Raw genomic sequence first — 19,505 nt, 5'->3', positions numbered from 1 at the left:
CGTAGTCAGGACCCGCACATAGAGTGGTCGACGCGAGCCAACAGAGTGGTGGCTGCGCCGGCGGCGGGCAGTACTCCACCAGAAACCGGATCGCTGCGCGGATCACGCTCTGCAACAGCATTTTTCGTCGACGCCGCACACTTCGGCCGTGGCCGCGACGAGCTAGATCTCCCCCGCGTCGACGGCTTTCCTGACTTCCTGCGCGCGGGCCACCTGCGCTGCCGTGTACCCGATCAGCAGCGCCACCGCGCCGAGCAGCACGACGACCCCGGCCAGCCACAACAGGCCGTAGGTGTAGCCGCGGTCCAGCGCATGTAACTGCGCGACGTTCATGGACTTCACCGGACCCAGGGTGCCGCCCAGCCGCAGCGTGTGCGATGTGATGGCGGCCTGGATGATGACCAGTACCAGCGGCCCGCCCAAGGTCTGCAGCATCACGGCAATCGCCGAGGTGGGCCCGATCCGGTCGGAGCCGACGCTGGCGATCACCGACAGCGTGAGCGGGACGAAGATCGCGCCGATACCAAGGGCGCCGATGCTGAGCGGCACAAGCAGGTTCGGGAAGTACGGGATCCCGGCGTTGAGTGTCGCGCCGTACAGCGTTGCGATCAGAATCAGGCCGCTGCTGGCGAGCACCACCACCCGCGGCGGGAACCACATCACCAGCTTCGACGCCGCGCCGACCCCGATGGCCACCCCGATGCCGAACGGGATGAAGGCGACACCAGCGCGCAGCGGGCTGTAGCCCATGATGGTCTGCACATACATGCCGACCAGCACGGTCAGGCTGAACAGCACGCCACCGCCGAGGAACATGGCCGCGAACGCGGCCAGCCGGTTGCGGTCGAAGAACAGGCCGAACGGCACGATGGGGTTCTCGGCGGTGCGCTCCGCCACGACGAACGCCACGAGGGCGGCCAGGGCCACCAGGCCCGAACCGATCGTGATGGCCGACTGCCACCCGTGCTCCGGGCCCATCGACAGGCCGAACACCGCGGCGGTACAGCTCAACGTGGCCAGCGCGGCCCCGGTGGCGTCGAGCTTCATCCGCTCCTTCTGGGTTTCCTGCAGCATGATGACGGCCAGGCAGATCACCGCCAGCCCGATCGGCACGTTCACCAAAAACGCCAGCCGCCACGACACGTCGGTCAGCGCGCCGCCCACCACCAGGCCCAGCACCCCGCCGAGACCGGACATCGCGCCGAACACCCCTGTTGCGACGTTGCGTGCCGATCCCCTCGGGAACGTGGTCGCTATCAGCGCCAAATTGGTCGGCGCCATGATCGCGGAAGCCGCGCCGTGCAGCAGCCGCGCCGTTATCAGGGTCCCCCCGTCCCAGGCGATGCCGCACAAGGTCGAGGCGAAAGTGAACAGCGCGACCCCGACGATGAAAGCGCGCTTGCGGCCGATGGTGTCACCCAGGCGGCCACCCAGCAGCATCAGGCCACCGAAGGTCAGCATGTAGGCGGTAATCACCCAGCTCCGCCCGGCATCCGACAAGCCCAGCTCGTTCTGGATCCTGGGCAGCGCAAAGATCGCGACGGGGCCGTCCATCGCCACCATCAGTTGCATGCCGCCGATCGCGACAACGACGGCGACGAACGGGCGAGACCGCAGCAAAGGCGGAAGGCGCCTCTTCGCGGGGCGCGGCGCGCTCGGTTTGACGGCCATCATTCTGTGCGCGCACCTTCGAGTTCTAATAGAACTTTGAGTTGTTGGCCATACTGGGTGAGCGATTCTGTATTCAGCATTTCTTGATGCCTGGAATCGACCGCGTAGCAATGGATTTCGCCAGTAATGTGAGGTCGCCAACTTTGCAGCGGAGACGAACTCTGGTCGTCGTCATCCCCCACGGCAGCGAAAACGTCCACGTCACCGTTGAAAACCCCTGGTTCATGGTCTCGGGCCAACGCCAGATTCGTGTCGTCGTTGCGGACGATCGAATCGAGGAGCGGCTTGTATCGAGCCAATTCGACGATTCCTCGTTCGCGGAGTAGTTCTTCTGCAAGCTCGTAGGTGAGCGGCTCATCGGGAATGTCGATGCGGCAGAACCGCAAAACTTCTTCCAGCGCCTTCTCGACCAACACATCGCTGTTCAGGACGTCGCTGTTCGGGACGGTCAGGAGGGCGTCGAGAAGGATCAGGCGTGCGATCGAGCATCCGCGTCGCTGGAGCTCGATGGCGATCTCATGGGCGACGACGCCTCCGAAAGACCAGCCGAGAAGGTTGTAGGGCCCGGTCGGATCGACCCCCTGAATCCGGTCGGCATAGTTTTTCGCCATGTCGCGGATTGACGCGGGTTCGGCCTCGCCGTTTTGCGGGGCTTGCTGAATTCCGATGACCGGGCAGTCCAGGTAATTTCCGAGGGCGTGATACGGCCAGCTCAGCCCGCTCGCGGGATGGATGCAGAACAGCGGAATACCGGTGCCCTCCTTGAGGAACTCGACGGGCACGACTTCCACCTCGCCGGCATCTTGGGCCAATTCCCGGCTCAAGCTCCTGACGGACGGCGCGTGGAACAGCGTGCGCACCGCGAGGCCGGCGTCCAGGGATTTGTTGATGGCGGCGATGACGCGCATCGCCGATAGCGAATCCCCACCCAGATCGAAGAAGGAGTCGTCGACCCCGACGCGCTCGAGCCCGAGCACCTGGGCGTAGATGCCGGCCACGATCTCCTCGGTGGGCGTGGCCGGGGCCCGGTAGCGATCACCCTCGCAGTACTCGGGCGCCGGAAGCGCCCGGGTGTCCAGTTTGCCGTTGACCGTCAACGGCAGCGCGTCGATCACCACCACCGCCGCCGGGACCATGTAGGCCGGCAGCCGCTGACCCAGCCGGGCCCGAACATCGGCCGGGTCAGCGGTGCCGGTGAGATAGCCGACGAGGCGCTTGTCACCGGGGCGGTCCTCGCGGGCGATCACCGCCGCCTGCTCCACCCCATCCAGCGCGGCCAGCGCCGCGCGGATCTCACCGAGTTCAATGCGATACCCGCGGACCTTGACCTGCTCATCGGCCCGACCCAGATAATCCAGCTGCCCGTCGCGCCCCCAACTCACCAAATCCCCGGTGCGATACATCCGTTGTCCCGGCGCGCCAAACGGGCACGCCACAAACCGCGACGCCGTCAACCCCGGGCGGCGCACATATCCGATACCGACGCCGGTACCGGCCACATACAACTCCCCGACCACCCCGACCGGCACCGGACGCAGCCACCGGTCCAGCACGAAGAACGCCGCGCCGGGTACCGGCGAACCGATCGGCACGACATCCGACCCGGCGGTCAGCGGCGCGCTCAAGGCCACCCACATCGTCGTCTCGGTCGGGCCGTATTCGTTGATCATCACGCGCCCGGGTGCCCACCGTTCGGTCAGCTCGGCGGGGCAGGCCTCGCCGCCCACCAGCAGGGCCACCGACTCCAGACCCTCCGGCGACAACGTCCCCACCGCCGAGGGGGTTTGGCATAGGACGCTGACCTGTTCGGTGATCAGCAGCGCGCGGAAGTCTTCCGGTGCGGCCGCCACCGACTCGGGCACCACCACCAACCGCCCACCGTGTAGGAGGGCGCCGTAGATCTCCCACCCCGAGATGTCGAAGCTGTAGGAGTGCCACTGCGACCACACCTGCTCGGGCCCGGCCAAACTCGGATCAAGAGACCCGAGCAGCTCGGTGACGTTGCGGTGGGTGATGGCGACGCCTTTGGGCACACCGGTGGTGCCCGACGTGTAGATCACGTAAGCGATGTCATCGGGATCCGGCGTCGGCAATCCCGTGTCGGGGAAGCCGTCAATGCGGGGATCGGCCACATCGATGACCGTTAGGTCGCACCCATCCAGCCGCCCGGCCAGCGCCGCGGTGGTGATCGCGGCGATCGGCGCGGCATCGGCCACGACGAACGCGATCCGCTCCGCCGGATGCGCGGGGTCGATCGGCAGATAGGCCGCTCCGGTCTTGAGCACCGCCAACATTGCTACGACTGCCTCGGCGCAACGGTTGAACAGCAGCGCCACGCACTGTCCCGGACCCGCGCCTTGGGCGGTCAGCAGGTGCGCCAGCAGGTTCGACGCCTCGTCGAGCTCCCGGTAGGTCATCGACCGGCCGTCGGAGCTGATCGCCACGGCCTCCGGGGCGCGGGTGAGCTGCGCGGCGAACACCGCCGGAATCGACGGCGAGGGTGACGCCGTCGGGGTCAACGCCGCCCGGTTGCCGATCTCATCCAGCCGAGCGTGCTCGCCCGCGTCCAGCACGTCCACGGACGACAACACTCGGGACGGCTCGGCGGTGACCGCGATCAGCACTCGCTCCAGCCGCTCGATCAGCGCTTCGATGGTGGCCGCGTCGAACACGTCGGTGCGGAACTCCACCGAGCCGCCGATGCCAGCGGGATCACCGGCGGAAGTCCAGCGTTCGCCCAACGTGAAGGTCAGGTCCATCCGGGCAACCCGGGTGTCCGCCGCCAGCGGTGTGACCTGCAGATCACCCAGGGTCAGCCCGGCGGGGACGCCGTCCTCCCGCGCGAAGTTCTGCCAGGCCAATACCGCCTGTATCAGCGGGTGGTGGGCCAGGCTTCGGGTCGGGTTGAGCCGCTCCACGAGCACCTCGAAGGGCACGTCCTGGTGCTCGTAGGCGGCCAGACTGCGCGCGCGCACCTGATCCAGGGATTCGGTGAAGCTCGGGTCGCCGGCCAGGTCGACCCGCAACACCAGGGTGTTGACGAAAAAGCCCACCAATCCATCGAGTGCGGGATCATCGCGCCCGGCGATCGCGAATCCGACCGCCACGTCGCTGCTGGCGGTCACCTTGGCCAGCAGTACGGCCAGGGCGGCCTGGATCACCATGAAGCTGGTCGCGTTGTGCTCCCGGGCCACCGCGCGCACCCGCTGCTGCAGCTCGGGCGGCCACTCCACCATGACGCTGGCGCCGCGGTAGTCGGCCATGGGCGGATAGGGCCGATCGGTGGGCAGCGCCAGGCGCTCGGGCAGCCCGGCCAGCTCCTGCTCCCAGTACGCCAGCTGGGCGGCGATCGGGCTGTCGCTGTCGGTGACATCACCGAGCTGGGTGCGCTGCCACAGCGTGTAATCGGCGTACTGCACCGGCAACGGCGCCCAACCGGGTGCCTGCCCCGCACACCGGCTGGCGTACGCCACCGCCAGATCAGCCACCAGCGGCGACATCGACAAGCCGTCGGCGGCGATGTGGTGCACCACGGCCACCAGCACGTGTTCGTCGTCCGCGATGCGGAAAAGCCGTGCCCGCAAAGGAATCTCGGTGGCCAGATCGAACGAGTGACGCACCGTCGGGTCGACGGCCTCCTGCAGCCGGGTTTCCGGCCAGTCGGTGGCATCGACGACCTGCCAACCGAAGTCGGCCTGCTCGATCGGGATAACCACCTGTTCGGGTATCCCGTCGATGGCCGGGAAGAGGGTGCGTAGGGTCTCCTGGCGGGCTACCACATCGGCGAGCGCCGCCCCTAACGCCTCGGCATCCAGCCGTCCGCTGAGGCGCAGCGCCACCGCCATGTTGTAGATCGGCGAAGGCCCCAGCAACTGGTCGATGAACCACAAGCGTTGCTGGGCAAACGACAACGGCACCACCTCAGGCCGCTCCAGAGCCACCACCGGCTGGCGTCGACCGCCGCCTCCGCCGACGCGGAGCGCCAACTGGCCAACCGTGGGCGCTTCGAACACGGTGCGCACCGAAAGTTCTGCCTTCAGACCCATCTCGATCGCGGCGACCAAGCGCATCGCCAGCAGCGAATCCCCACCCAGATCGAAGAACGACTGGTCGACCCCGACGCGCTCAATCCCGAGGACCTCGGCGAACGCGCCGGCCAGGATCTCTTCGACCGGGTTGGCCGGCGCGCGATAACCGGCGCTCTGGTATTCGGGTGCGGGCAGGGCGCGGGTATCGAGTTTGCCGTTGACCGTCAACGGCAGCGCGTCGAGCACGACCACCGCGGCCGGCACCATATATTCCGGTAGCCGCTCGCCCAGCGCGGTACGCAGCTCGCCGGGATCGACGGTGCCGGTGATGTAGGCGACCAGGCGTTTGTCGCCGGGGCGGTCCTCGCGGGCGATGACCACCGCCTGATCCACCCCACTCAGCGCGGTCAGGGCGGTCTGAATTTCGCCGAGTTCGATGCGGTAGCCGCGGATCTTGACCTGCTCATCGGCGCGCCCCAGGTAATCCAGCTGCCCGTCGGCGCGCCAGCGCACCAGATCCCCGGTGCGATACATCCGTTGGCCCGGCGCCCCGAATGGGCAGGCGACAAACCGTGATGCGGTCAATGACGCACGACCCGCATACCCGGCCGCCACCCCGGCACCGGCCACATACAACTCACCGACCACCCCCGCGGGCACGGGATGCAACCAGCCGTCGAGGACGAACAGGGCGGCCCCCGGTACCGGCGCACCGATGGGCACCACACTCGAGCCGGCCTTTAAGGGCGCGCTGATCGCCACGCACATCGTGGTCTCGGTCGGGCCATAGGCGTTGACCATCACCCGCCCCGGCGCCCACCGATCCACCACCTCGGCCGGACACGCCTCACCCACTACCGCCAAGGCCAGCGACTCCAAACCGTCGGTGGGCAGCGCCGCCACCGCCGATGGCGTCTGGGTCAACACGCTGACGCCTTCGGCGACCAGCACCCGATGCAGATCCTGCGGTGAGGCGCTCACCGCCTCGGGCACCACCACCAGCCGGCCACCGCGCAGCAGGGCCCCGAAGATCTCCCACACCGACACATCGAACGCCAACGAATGACACAGCGCCCACACCCCCGCGGCCGGCAGCCCGGCCCGCAACGACCCCAACAACTGGGTCACGTTGCGATGGCTGATCCCAACACCTTTGGGCACCCCGGTGGTGCCCGAGGTGTAAATCACATACGCGATGTCGTCCGGGGCCGGCCCCGACAAATCCGTGTCCGGTTGGGCGTCGATGGCGGGATCGTTGACGTCGATGACCGCCACGTCATGGCCGTCGAGCCGCTCGGTCAGCGCCGCGGTGGTGATCGCCGCGATCGGCGCGGCATCGGCGAGCACGAAGCCGATCCGCTCCGCGGGCAGGCCCGGGTCGATCGGCAAGTACGCCGCCCCCGTCTTGAGCACCGCCAGGATCGCCACTACCGCCTCGGCCGACCGCGACAACACCACCGCCACAGTCCGCCCCGGCCCCGCCCCCCGCCCAACAAGCAGATGCGCCAGCCGATTCGACGCCTCATCAAGCTCGCGGTAGGTCACCGACAGTCCTTCACTGACCACCGCCACGGCATCCGGAATCCGGGCCACCTGGGCGGCGAACAACTCCGGCACCGACACCGCAACGCTGTGCGGAATGGCCAAAACCGCCTTATTACCAAGCTCTTCCAGGCGAGCGCGCTCACCCTCACCCAGCACATCCACCGACGACAACCGCCGACCCGCATCGGCGGCCATCCCCACCAATACCCGCTCCAACCGACCGATCAACGCCAAGACGCTGTCCGCGTCGAACACGTCGGTGCGAAATTCGACTTGCCCCGAAATCCCGGCGGGCTCACCGGCGTCGGTCCAGCATTCTTTGAGGAAGAAGACGAGATCCATTTTCGCGGTCTGGGTGTCCCCGAGCAGCGGCGTGACCTGAAGGTCTCCCAAGCTCAGCCCGGTCTCGGGGACGCTGACCTGTCCCGGAAAGTTGTTCCAGCCCAACATCACCTGGACCAGCGGGTGGTGGGCCAACGATCGGGTGGGGTTGAGCCGCTCGACGAGTACCTCGAACGGCACGTCCTGGTGCTCGTAGGCGGCCAGCCCGCGTGATCGCACCTGCGCCAGCAGCTCGGCGACGGTGGGATCGCCGGCAAGATCGACACGCAGCACCAAGGTGTTGACGAAGAATCCCACCAGCTCGTCGAGCGCGGGATCGCGGCGCCCGGCGATCGCGAATCCCACCGCCACATCGCTGCTGGCGCTGAGCTTCGACAGCAGCACCGCCAGGGCGGCCTGCGTCACCATGAATCCGGTCGCGTTGTGTTCGCGGGCCATCCGCGCAATCTGCTGCTGCAACAACGCCGGCCACTCGACGGTCACCCTGGCGCCGCGCTGATCGGCCACCGGCGGATAGGGCCGGTCGGTGGGCAGCTGCAGCCGCTCGGGCATCCCGGCCAGCGTCTGCTCCCAGTAGGCCAGCTGCGCGGCGATGCGGCTTTCACTGTCGTCGAGATCGCCAAACTGCGCGCGCTGCCACAGCGTGTAGTCGACATACTGCACCGGCAATGGGGCCCAGTCGGGGGCCCGGCGCGCGCACCGGCTTGCATAGGCCACACTCATGTCTCGCACCAGGCGGGTCGTCGACCAACCGTCGGCGGCGATTTCGTGCAGCACGGCCACCATCACGTGTTCATCGTCGGCGACGCGGAAAAGCCGTGCCCGCAACGGGATCTCGGTGGCCAGGTCAAACCCGTAGCGCACCACGGCGCCGACGGCGTCCTCCACCTGGCCAGCCGGCCATCCGGTGGCATCAACGACGTCCCAGCCGAAATCGGCCTGGTCGGCGGGCACCACCAGTTGCTGCGGTATCCCGTCGACCGCCCGGAACAGGGTGCGCAGGCTCTCATGGCGGCTGACCACATCGACCAGCGCCGCACCCAGCGCGTCCGCATCGAGGCGCCCACTCAGCCGCAACGGCACCACCACGTTGTAAAGCGGTGAAGGCCCTTGCAATTGGTCGATAAACCACAACCGACTCTGGGCAAACGACAACGGAATCACCGCCGGCCGCTCCGCCGGCACCAGCGGCTCCAGGCCTCCGCCCTGACCGATACGGGGCGCCAATTCGGCAACCGTGGGGGCCTCGAACACGGCACGCACCGACAGGTCGGCATCCAGAACGTTGTTGACCGCGGCGATCAGCCGCATCGCCGACAGCGAATCCCCACCCAGGTCGAAGAACGAGTCGTCGGCCCCGACCTTGTCGATCGCCAGCACCTCGGCGAACAGGCCGGCGACGATCTTTTCGGTCTGGGTCTGCGGCGCTCGGAAGACTGTGGTGGCAAAAACGGGCGCCGGCAAGGCCTTACGGTCGATCTTGCCCGAGGACGTCATCGGGAACTCGTCGAGCACCACGATGTGCGTCGGCACCATGTACTCGGGCAACCACGCGCTCAACTGCTGACGCACGGCGGTGATTTTGGTGTTGGTCTGCGGGTCGTTGGCGTGACTGGTGACTCGGTGGGCCGCGTCGGGCGGCAGATACAGATCGGTCAGCGCCCAGCTCCGCTCAGCGTCGGCGGCAGTGACGAACACCGCGTCCACGGTGCCCGGTTGGGCTCCCCAGGTGACCGCGACGCGGTATCCGGCACTCTCGCCAAGGCGGTGGAGCTGTTCGGGGACAACGGCGTCCGCGCTCTCGGCCAGGGCCAGCGCGTCGGACAGGGCGAGCCCGTCGGCGAGGGCGTGTTCGGCATGCACGTCGCTGATCACTCCCGCGCGGGGGATCTCGGTGACGCGAACAATGGCGGGACGCTCGGCCACCAACCGGTCGTTCAGCCCGCCCAGGCCCGCGCACTGGGCCCACGCCCAGCTGTCTGCGCCGGCCAGTGAGCGCACCGGCGCCGGGGTTTTAAAGACGACGAGGTCGTAGCGATACCGGTTGAGTTCGTTGTCGGCCGCGCCGCGCTTGACTTCAATATCCAGCCCGGCCACCGATGCATGGCCAGCGGCCCAGGCGGTGAAAAACTCTGGGGCCAATAGTAATTCGGCTTCGCCGAGCATGGCGCGCTGAACTCGTTGGCGAATCTCGTCAACGTCGGCGGTGTCGTTGGCGGCCCGGACAAGCGCGACGCCGGTTTGAAACGCGCCCTGCAGGCTGTGATTACGCACGTCGCCGACGAACAGTGCCCCGCCTGGTGCCAGCAATCGCATCGCGACCGCCAGCACGTCGGTGAGATAGCGCGCGCTCGGGAAGTACTGGACCACCGAGTTGAGCACCACCACATCGAAATGGCTCTCCGGCAACGCATCTGCCACATCGGCGGGCTGCACCCGCAACCGCACCCGATCCCCCCACGGCTGCCCGGCCACGGCGGCCTGCAGCCTCTGGATCGTCGGCGCGGAGAAGTCCGTGGCCCAGTACTCGGCACAGACCGGCGCCAACTGGGAAAGCAATAGCCCCGAACCCACGCCGATCTCCAGCACCCGCGCGGGATGCAACTCGAGGATCCGATCCACCGTGGCCGAACGCCACTCGATCATCTCCTCGAGCGGGATCGGATCGTCGGTGTAGCTGCTGTTCCAGCCGCGGAAATCCATGCCGAATTCCGGCGCGTCCACGTCGGCGCCATACGCCTCGTCATACAGGTGTTGCCACGCTTGGACGGTTTCGGCGTCGTGCTCGGCGGTGGTGGCCTGCTCGAGGGTGACATAGGCGACGAGGTGCGAGCCGGTTCTGCTCTCGTGCACGCTGGCGGCCGCCCGGGCGACCTGCGGGCAGCCCAGCAAGGTGTTTTCGATTTCGCCCAGTTCGATGCGGTGCCCGCGCAGCTTGATCTGAGCGTCGGCACGGCCGAGGTAGTCCAGGGTTCCGTCGAGCGTCCAGCGCGCCAGGTCGCCGGTGCGATACAGCCGCGCGCCCGCGGGCCCGTAGGGATCGGCCACGAACCGTTCCGCGGTCAGATCCGCGCGGCCCAGGTAGCCGCGCGCCAGCGCCGGTCCGCCCAGATACAACTCGCCGATCACCCCGATGGGGGCGGGGTTCAGCCGCGCGTCGAGCACCAGCGCGCGCATCCCCGGGAGCGGGCTGCCGATGCGGACCGGCTGCCCCGCCACGAGCGGCACCGTGGTGGCCCAGATTGTGGCCTCGGTCGGGCCGTAGCCGTTGAACATGCGCCGCCCCGGCGCCCACGCGGCCACCAACTCGTCGGGGCAGGCCTCACCGCCGACGATCAAGGTGGACAACACATCCAGCCGGCTTCGATCCAGCGACGACAGCAACGTCGGGGTCATCACGGCCGCGTTGACCCGTTGCTCCTGCAGCAATGCGGTCAACGCCTCGCCGGCATACACCTCCGGCGGCGCGACCACCAACGCGCCGCGCGAACCCACCGCGACCAACAACTCACCGAGCGCGGCGTCGAATGTCGGGGAGAGCACCGCCAGCATTCGGGTGTCCGCGCCCAGCCCAAACGCCTCGCGGTGCGCCGCGGCGACCCCGGGCAGACCGCCGTGGGTGACCGCCACGCCCTTCGGGGTGCCGGTGGACCCCGACGTGAAGATCACATACGCGGTGTTGTCCGGTCCCAACTCCGCCAGCCGGTCGGCGTCCGTGATCGGTTCGGCGCACCGCCCGGACAGGTCCAGGCCGTCGATGCGCAGCACCGGGCGCGTGCCGGCGCCGGCCACCGTGTCTGCGTCGCGGGTCAACACGCACACCGCGCCCACGGCGTCCAGCACCGTCACGATCCGCTCGACCGGGTGAGCGGGATCCACCGGCACATACACGCCGCCGGCTTTCTGCACCGCCCACCACGCCACCACGAGTTCCGTGGACCGGCCCATCGCCACGCCCACCGCGCGTTCGGGGCCCACCCCCGCCTCGATCAGCACCCGCGCCATCCGCGTCGACCACGTGTCGAGCTCGCGGTAGGACAAGCTCCGGGCCCGATCCACGATCGCCACCGCGTCCGGGTCGGCGGCCACCGCCGCGTCCAACAACTCCGGCGCCACCCCCGCCGGCGCCCCAACTCCGGCGCCAGACCACCGCGACAGCACCAGATCACGCTCGTCGCGATCCAGCAGCGCCAGGTCGCCCACCACCACCGACGCATCCGCGACGACCGCTTCGATCACCCGCGTGAACCAGGTGACGAAGCGCTCGATGGTGGCCCGTTCATACAGGTCCGTGGCATAGGTCACGACCCCGGCGGCCATCGGTGCGGCCGGGTCGTCGGAGGGCACCTCCCGCAGGTCGACATCCAGATCGAATTTGGCGGTGCGGCTGTCCACCGCCAGCGGCTCGACGCTGAGCCCGTCGAGCGCCACCTCGGGGCGCACATTGTTCTGGAAGGCCAGGGCCACCTGAAACAGCGGATGGTGCGCCGTGGAGCGCACCGGGTTGAGCTGCTCGACCAGTCGCTCGAACGGCACATCCTGATTGGTGTAGGCGTCCAGCGCCTTCTGGCGCACCTGCTCGAGCACATCGCTGAACCGGTGCGCAGGCCTCACACCCACCCGCAGCACCCAGGTGTTGACGAAGAACCCGACCAGCTCATCCAGCGCCGCATCCATCCGCCCGGCGATCGGGGTGCCCATGGTCACGTCCTCGCCGACCCCGGCCCGGTGCAGGACCACCACCATGGCCGCCTGCAACACCATCGAGGCGGTCGCGTTATGCGCCGCCGCCAACGCCTTGATCCCCGCCCACAGCCGCGGGTCGAGGTGCATGTCCACCGCATCGCCGCGGTAGCTGGGCACCGGCGGGCGCGCCCGATCCGTCGGCAGCGACACCACCTCGGGCAAATCGGCCAACTCCTGCCGCCAATAGGCCAGCTGCCCGGCAATCACACTGTCGGGATCGGACTCGACGCCCAACCAATCCCGTTGCCAGAGCGTGTAATCGGCGTACTGCACCGGCAACGGCGCCCATTGCGGGGCCCGGCCCCCCCGCCGCGCCAGATAGGCCTCGCCGATATCCCGGGCCATCGGAGCCAGTGACCAGCCGTCAAATGCGATGTGGTGCACCACAATTCCCACGACATGCTGCTCGGGGCCCACCTCATAGATCTGCGCGCGAATCGGGATCTCGGTTGCCAGATCGAACCGATATCCCGCCAGTTCCACCAACTCGCCGAGCAGATCCTGTTCGGTCAACGACACCACTGCCGCGTCGCCACGCCGCCACATCCCGGCCTCGGCCGACAGCACCTGCTGGAACGGCACACCGTCCATGTCGGGAAATATGGTGCGCAGCGCCTCGTGGCGGGCGATGACGTCATCGACGGCCGCCGTCAACGCCTCGACGTCCAGCGCCCCGCTGATCCGAAACGCGGTCGGCATGTTGTAGGTCGCCACCCCGCCCTCGAACCGGTCGAGGAACCACAACCGGCTCTGCGCATACGACAACGGCACCATCGGCGGCCGCGTGCCGGCCACCAACGGCTGACGCGTACCGCCGTCCCCGCCGATACGGGGCGCCAACTGGGCAACGGTGGGTGACTCGAACACGGTGCGCACCGCGAGGCCGGCGTCCAGGGATTTGTTGATGGCGGCGATGACGCGCATGGCTGATAGGGAATCCCCGCCCAGGTCGAAGAAGGAGTCGTCGACCCCGACGCGCTCGAGCCCGAGCACCTGGGCGTAGATGCCGGCCACGATCTCCTCGGTGGGCGTGGCCGGGGCCCGGTAGCGATCGCCCTCGCAGTACTCGGGCGCCGGAAGCGCCCGGGTGTCCAGTTTGCCGTTGACCGTCAACGGCAGCGCGTCGATCACCACCACCGCCGCCGGGACCATGTAGGCCGGCAGCCGCTGACCCAGCCGGGCCCGAACATCGGCCGGGTCAGCGGTGCCGGTGACATAGCCGACGAGGCGCTTGTCACCGGGGCGGTCCTCGCGGGCGATCACCGCCGCCTGCTCCACCCCATCCAGGGCGGCCAGCGCCGCGCGGATCTCACCGAGTTCAATGCGATACCCGCGGATCTTGACCTGCTCATCGGCCCGACCCAGATAATCCAGCTGCCCGTCGCGCCCCCAACTCACCAAATCCCCGGTGCGATACATCCGTTGTCCCGGCGCGCCGAACGGGCACGCCACAAACCGCGAACCGGTCAAAGCGGCCCGGCCCAGGTATCCGTACGCCAGCCCGCCGCCGGCCACATACAACTCCCCGACCACCCCGACCGGCACCGGACGCAACGACGCGTCCAGCACAAAAAAGCCAAGGTGCACCAACGGCACCCCGATGGGGCTGACACTGCGGTCGACGTCGGCGACGCTGATCTCGCGGAACGAGGCATGCACGGTCGTCTCGGTGATGCCGTACATGTTGATAAGCCGCGGTGACCGGCGGTGGCGGTCCAACCAGGTTCCCAGGCGCTGGGGTTCTAGCGCCTCGCCGCCGAACACCACCGTCTCGAGCTTCAGCTGAGATCCCCGCTCGGGTGCCCGCGCATCGGCGGTTTGCAGCGCATAAAACGCCGACGGCGTCTGGCTCAATACGCTGACCTGTTCGGCGATGAGCAACGCGTGCAGGTCTTCGGGTGAGCGCGTCACGGACTCCGGTACCACCACCAGCCGCCCGCCGTGCAACAGCGCACCGAAGATCTCCCACACCGAGTAGTCGAAGGCCAGCGAATGGCACTGCGTCCACACCTGCTCCGGCGACAGCTCCAGGTCGGCGCTCAGTGCCGTCAGCAGGCGGGTCACGTTGTGGTGGGGAATGGCAACGCCTTTGGGAACCCCGGTGGTGCCCGACGTGTAGATCAGGTAGGCGATCTCCTCGGCAGCCGGCGTCGGCAGGCCCGTGCACGGGCAGCCCAGGATGCGCGGATCGTCGACATCGATGACCGGCAGGTCACGGCCGTCGAACCGGTCAACCAGCCCTGTGGTGGTGATCGCCGCGATCGGTCCGGCATCGGCAACCATGAACTCCATTCGCGCCGTCGGGTGCGCCGGATCGATCGCCAGATACGCCGCCCCGGTCTTGAGCACCGCCATTACCGCCACGACCGCCCCGGCCGACCGTGGCAAGAGCAGCGCCACACACTGTCCCGGGCCGGCGCCCAGGGCGGCCAACAGGTGCGCCAACCGGTTCGACGCCTCGTCGAGCTCCCGGTAGGTCGTCGACCGGCCTTCAAAAGTGATCGCCGCCGCCTCCGGCGTGCGCGCCACCTGAGCGGCGAACACCGCCGGAATCGACGCCGCGGTTGGCACCGGCCGGGCCAACACCGCCCGGTTACCGATCTTGTCCAGGTGTGCGCGCTCAGCGGCATCCAGGACATCCACCGACGACAATCGCCGGCTGGGATCGGCGGTCATCGCCGCCAGCACCCGCTCCAACCGCTCGATCAATACCTCGATGCTGGCCGCGTCGAACACGTCGGTGCGGAACTCCACATCCCCGGCGATCCCGGCGGGCTCACCAGCCTCGGTGAACCGTTCGGCCAGCGTGAATGTCAGATCCATGCGCGCCGACTGAGTGTCCACCGGCAAACGCGTGACCTGTAGCTCACCCAAGTCCAGCCCGGCGGCGGGATCGCTGGTGTGGCCGGGGAAGTTCTGCCAGGCCAACACCACCTGTATCAGCGGGTGGTGCGCCAGGCTTCGGGTCGGGTTGAGGCGCTCCACGAGCACCTCGAAGGGCACGTCCTGGTGCTCGTAGGCGGCCACGCTGCGCGCCCGCACCTGAGCGAGCAACTCGGCCACGGTGGGATCCCCGGCCGCATCGACCCGCAGCACGAGGGTGTTGATGAAAAACCCCACCAGCTCGTCGAGCGCCGGGTCGCGCCGCCCGGCGATCGCGAACCCGACCGCCACATCGCTGCTGGCGGTCAGCTTGGACAGCAGTGCGGCCAGGGCGGCCTGGATCACCATGAACCTGGTCGCGTTGTGCTCACGGGCCACTTGAGCAATCCGCAGCTGCAGCTCAACCGGCCAGTCCACGACCACGCTGGCGCCGCGGTAATCGGCCACGGGCGGATATGGCCGGTCGGTGGGCAATGCCAGGCGCTCGGGCAGCCCGGCCAGCTCCTGCTCCCAGTACGCCAGCTGCGCGGCGATCGGGCTGTCGCTGTCGGTGACGTCACCGAGCTGGGTGCGCTGCCACAGCGTGTAATCGGCGTACTGCACGGGCAATGGCGCCCAACCGGGTGCCTGCCCCGCATACCGGCTGGCATAAGCCAGTCCCAGATCACGCACCAGAGCGGTGATCGACCAGCCGTCGGCGGCGATGTGGTGCACCACGGCCACCAGCACGTGTTCGTCGTCGGCGATGCGGAAAAGCCGTGCCCGCAAAGGAATCTCGGTGGCCAAATCGAACGTGTGGCACGCTGTGGCTTTGACGGCCTCACTCAGCCGGCTTTCCGACCAGCCGGTGGCATCAATGATCTGCCAGCCGAAATCGACTTCTTCCCTTGGGATAACCATCTGCTGCGGTGTTCCGTTGGGCGCCGCAAAGAGCGTGCGGAGGCTCTCATGGCGGGCCACGACGTCGGACAGCGCCGCCCCTAACGCCTCGGCATCCAGCGGTCCGCTGAGCCGCAACGCCGCCGGTATGTTGTAGATCGGTGAAGGCCCTTGCAGTTGGTCGATGAACCACAAGCGTTGCTGGGCAAACGACAACGGCACCACCGCGGGCCGCTCAACCGCCACCACGGGCTCGCGTCGACCGCCATCCCCGGCGACGCGGAGCGCCAACTGGCCAACCGTGGGCGCGTCAAACAGGGCGGGTACCGAAAGCTCGGCATCGAGGCTGGTGTTGATTACGGCGACCAGGCGCGTCGCCAGCAGCGAGTCGCCACCCAGATCGAAGAACGACTGGTCGACCCCGACGCGCTCAATCCCGAGGACCTCGGCGAACGCGCCGGCCAGGATCTCTTCGACCGGGTTGGCCGGCGCGCGATAACCGGCGCTCTGGTATTCGGGTGCGGGCAGGGCGCGGGTATCGAGTTTGCCGTTGACCGTCAACGGCAGCGCGTCGAGCACGACCACCGCGGCCGGCACCATATATTCCGGTAGCCGCTCGCCCAGCGCGGTACGCAGCTCGCCGGGATCGACGGTGCCGGTGCCGGATTCGGTGATGTAGGCGACCAGGCGTTTGTCGCCGGGGCGGTCCTCGCGGGCGATGACCACCGCCTGATCCACCTGACTCAGCGCGGTCAGGGCGGTCTGAATTTCGCCGAGCTCGATGCGATAGCCGCGGATCTTGACCTGCTCATCGGCGCGCCCCAGATAATCCAGCTGCCCATCGGCGCGCCAACGCACCAGATCCCCGGTGCGATACATCCGTTGGCCCGGCGCTCCGAATGGGCAGGCCACAAACCGCGACCCGGTCAACCCTGGTCGGCCCACATAGCCGCATCCCACGCCGCGACCGGCCACATACAGCTCGCCGACCACACCGGCCGGCACCGGGCGCAACCACCCATCGAGCACGAACAACGCCGCCCCCGCCACCGGCGCACCGATGGGCACCACACTCGAGCCGGCCTTTAAGGGCGCGCTGATCGCCACGCACATCGTGGTCTCGGTCGGGCCATAGGCGTTGACCATCACCCGCCCCGGCGCCCACCGATCCACCACCTCGGCCGGACACGCCTCACCCACTACCGCCAAGGCCACCGACTCCAGCCCCTCGACCGGCAGCGCGGCCACCGCCGACGGCGTCTGGGTCAACACGCTGACGCCTTCGGCGACCAGCACCCGATGCAGATCCTGCGGTGAGGCGCTCACCGCCTCGGGCACCACCACCAGCCGGCCACCGCGCAGCAGGGCACCGAAGATCTCCCACACCGACACGTCGAACGCCAACGAATGACACAGCGCCCACACCCCCGCGGCCGGCAGCCCGGCCCGCAACGACCCCAACAACTGGGTCACGTTGCGATGGCTGATCCCAACACCTTTGGGCACCCCGGTGGTGCCCGAGGTGTAAATCACATACGCGATATCCTCAGGCTCCGGGCCCCGCAACCCCGTACACGGTTGGGCGTCGATGGCGGGATCGTTGACGTCGATGACCGCCACGTCATGGCCGTCGAGCCGCTCGGTCAGCGCCGCGGTGGTGATCGCCGCGATCGGCGCGGCATCGGCGAGCACGAAGCCGATCCGCTCCGCGGGCAGACCCGGGTCGATCGGCAAATACGCCGCCCCCGTCTTGAGCACCGCCAGGATCGCTACCACCGCCTCGGCCGACCGCGACAACACCACCGCCACAGTCCGCCCCGGCCCCGCACCCCGCCCAACAAGCAGGTGCGCCAACCGATTCGACACCTCATCCAGCTCGCGATACGTCAGCGACTGGTCCTCGCACACCACCGCCACGGCATCCGGAATCCGGGCCACCTGGGTGGCGAACAATGCCGGCACCGACACCGCAACACCGTGCGGGCTCGTTAAAACCGCTTTATTACCAAGCTCTTCCAGGCGCGCGCGCTCACCCTCACCCAGCACATCCACCGACGACAACCGCCGACCCGCATCGGCCGCCATCCCCACCAACACCCGCTCCAACCGACCGACCAAATCGCGGATGTCACAACGAGAAAGCCACTGCCCAGCGCCGCCGAACCCACTCGTCTTCGCGCCGGGTTGCAGGCCGAGGAAGAGCCGATCGTGGTCGCTGAAGAAGTCCAGCCCACATTGATCGACGAGATTCGTATGGGTCAGGGTGCCAGAAATCTTGGCACCGGCGATATTCGCCAGATTTGTAGTCGGGATGAAATTGAGGATTACGCGATTCGACCTCTGCGCGGAGCCGCGGGGTCGCCTGTACTCGATGAGATGCACCGGGAACCGCTGATGGTCCAACGCTTCTCGCAGTCGCCTGTCGACATGCTCACAAAAACTGGCAATCGTGGATTCCGGCGAAGCCTTCAAGACTAATGGGACGAACCCGGTAACCATTCCGGGCACCGTCTGTGTCTCCGGACGGACCCGCCTGCTTACCGGAAAATCGAAAACCACCTCCGAGCCCTCGACGTCGCACCCTCCCACCAGGAGCGCGCATGCCGCGGCAATCACCGACGAGCGACGCACCCCCAACGCCTGCGACAACTCTCGGATCCCAGAGACAGCAACAGGGTCCAATTCCACCGGTGCAGAAGATTCGTAGGGTTCACGGCCGTCCGCGGCGGGCGCCAACCCATAAGGCGGTTCGCTTTCGGCCGGCAGGTTCTTGGTCCAATAGGCCTGATCGTCGAGATAATCGGTGGACGCTTCGTATTCCGCCTCGCAAGCAATCAGATCACTCAGCGATCCGAAAAAAGCGGGGGGAATCGGCGCGCCCGACGCCATGGCATTGTAGACATCGCCGATCCGATGACAAATAAGAGCGAGGCCGATTCCGTCCGCCACTATATGGTGGCAGCAGACGAACAAATAAAATTCATCTGCCCGCGTCTGCAACAACGCGAATTTGAACAGCGGCCCGCTGAGCGGCATCACCGTGCGCTGAATCGAGGATGCCAGCCGATAGGCTTCCTGGACAGGATCCTGCGAGCCCATCCGCTCATAGCGAGCAAGCTCGACATCCGGGTAATCAACCGCCGCTTGGAACACCTGGCCATCCACCTGGAAAAAGGCGGCTCTAAATGGTTCGGCCTCGCGCACCACTTGACGGATCGTGTGCTCCAGCAACCAAGGGTCGAGCGTGCCCTCGATTCGCAGAAGATAGCCCAGTTGCCACCTCGCGCCTCCGCGATCGGTTTCCTGCGCAAGCCATATATCCAGTTGCCCGCGTGTCAGCGGGAATGGCCCACCGTCAGATTCCGTCAGTCGTTCGCGCCCAACCGACAGCGCCCGGTCATCGATCGTCAT

The 19,505-nt window shown here is 67.8% G+C and carries 2 protein-coding genes; both read right to left on the bottom strand.

Annotated features, from left to right (window positions below; translation table 11 throughout):
* Positions 1–162: 162 nt before the first annotated feature.
* Positions 163–1,671, bottom strand: coding sequence for an MFS transporter (locus P6281_RS11455; RefSeq protein WP_139826522.1), 1,509 nt, complete (start codon positions 1,669–1,671; stop codon positions 163–165).
* Positions 1,671–19,505, bottom strand: coding sequence for a non-ribosomal peptide synthetase (locus P6281_RS11450; RefSeq protein WP_324738887.1), 17,835 nt, complete (start codon positions 19,503–19,505; stop codon positions 1,671–1,673). The genes P6281_RS11455 and P6281_RS11450 overlap by 1 nt, the downstream gene beginning before the upstream one ends.

This window comes from Mycobacterium sp. 5-140-3-2, assembly GCF_035666375.1.
Taxonomy (GTDB): Bacteria; Actinomycetota; Actinomycetes; order Mycobacteriales; family Mycobacteriaceae; genus Mycobacterium; species Mycobacterium intracellulare.
This window is presented reverse-complemented; position numbering and strand designations above follow the sequence as displayed.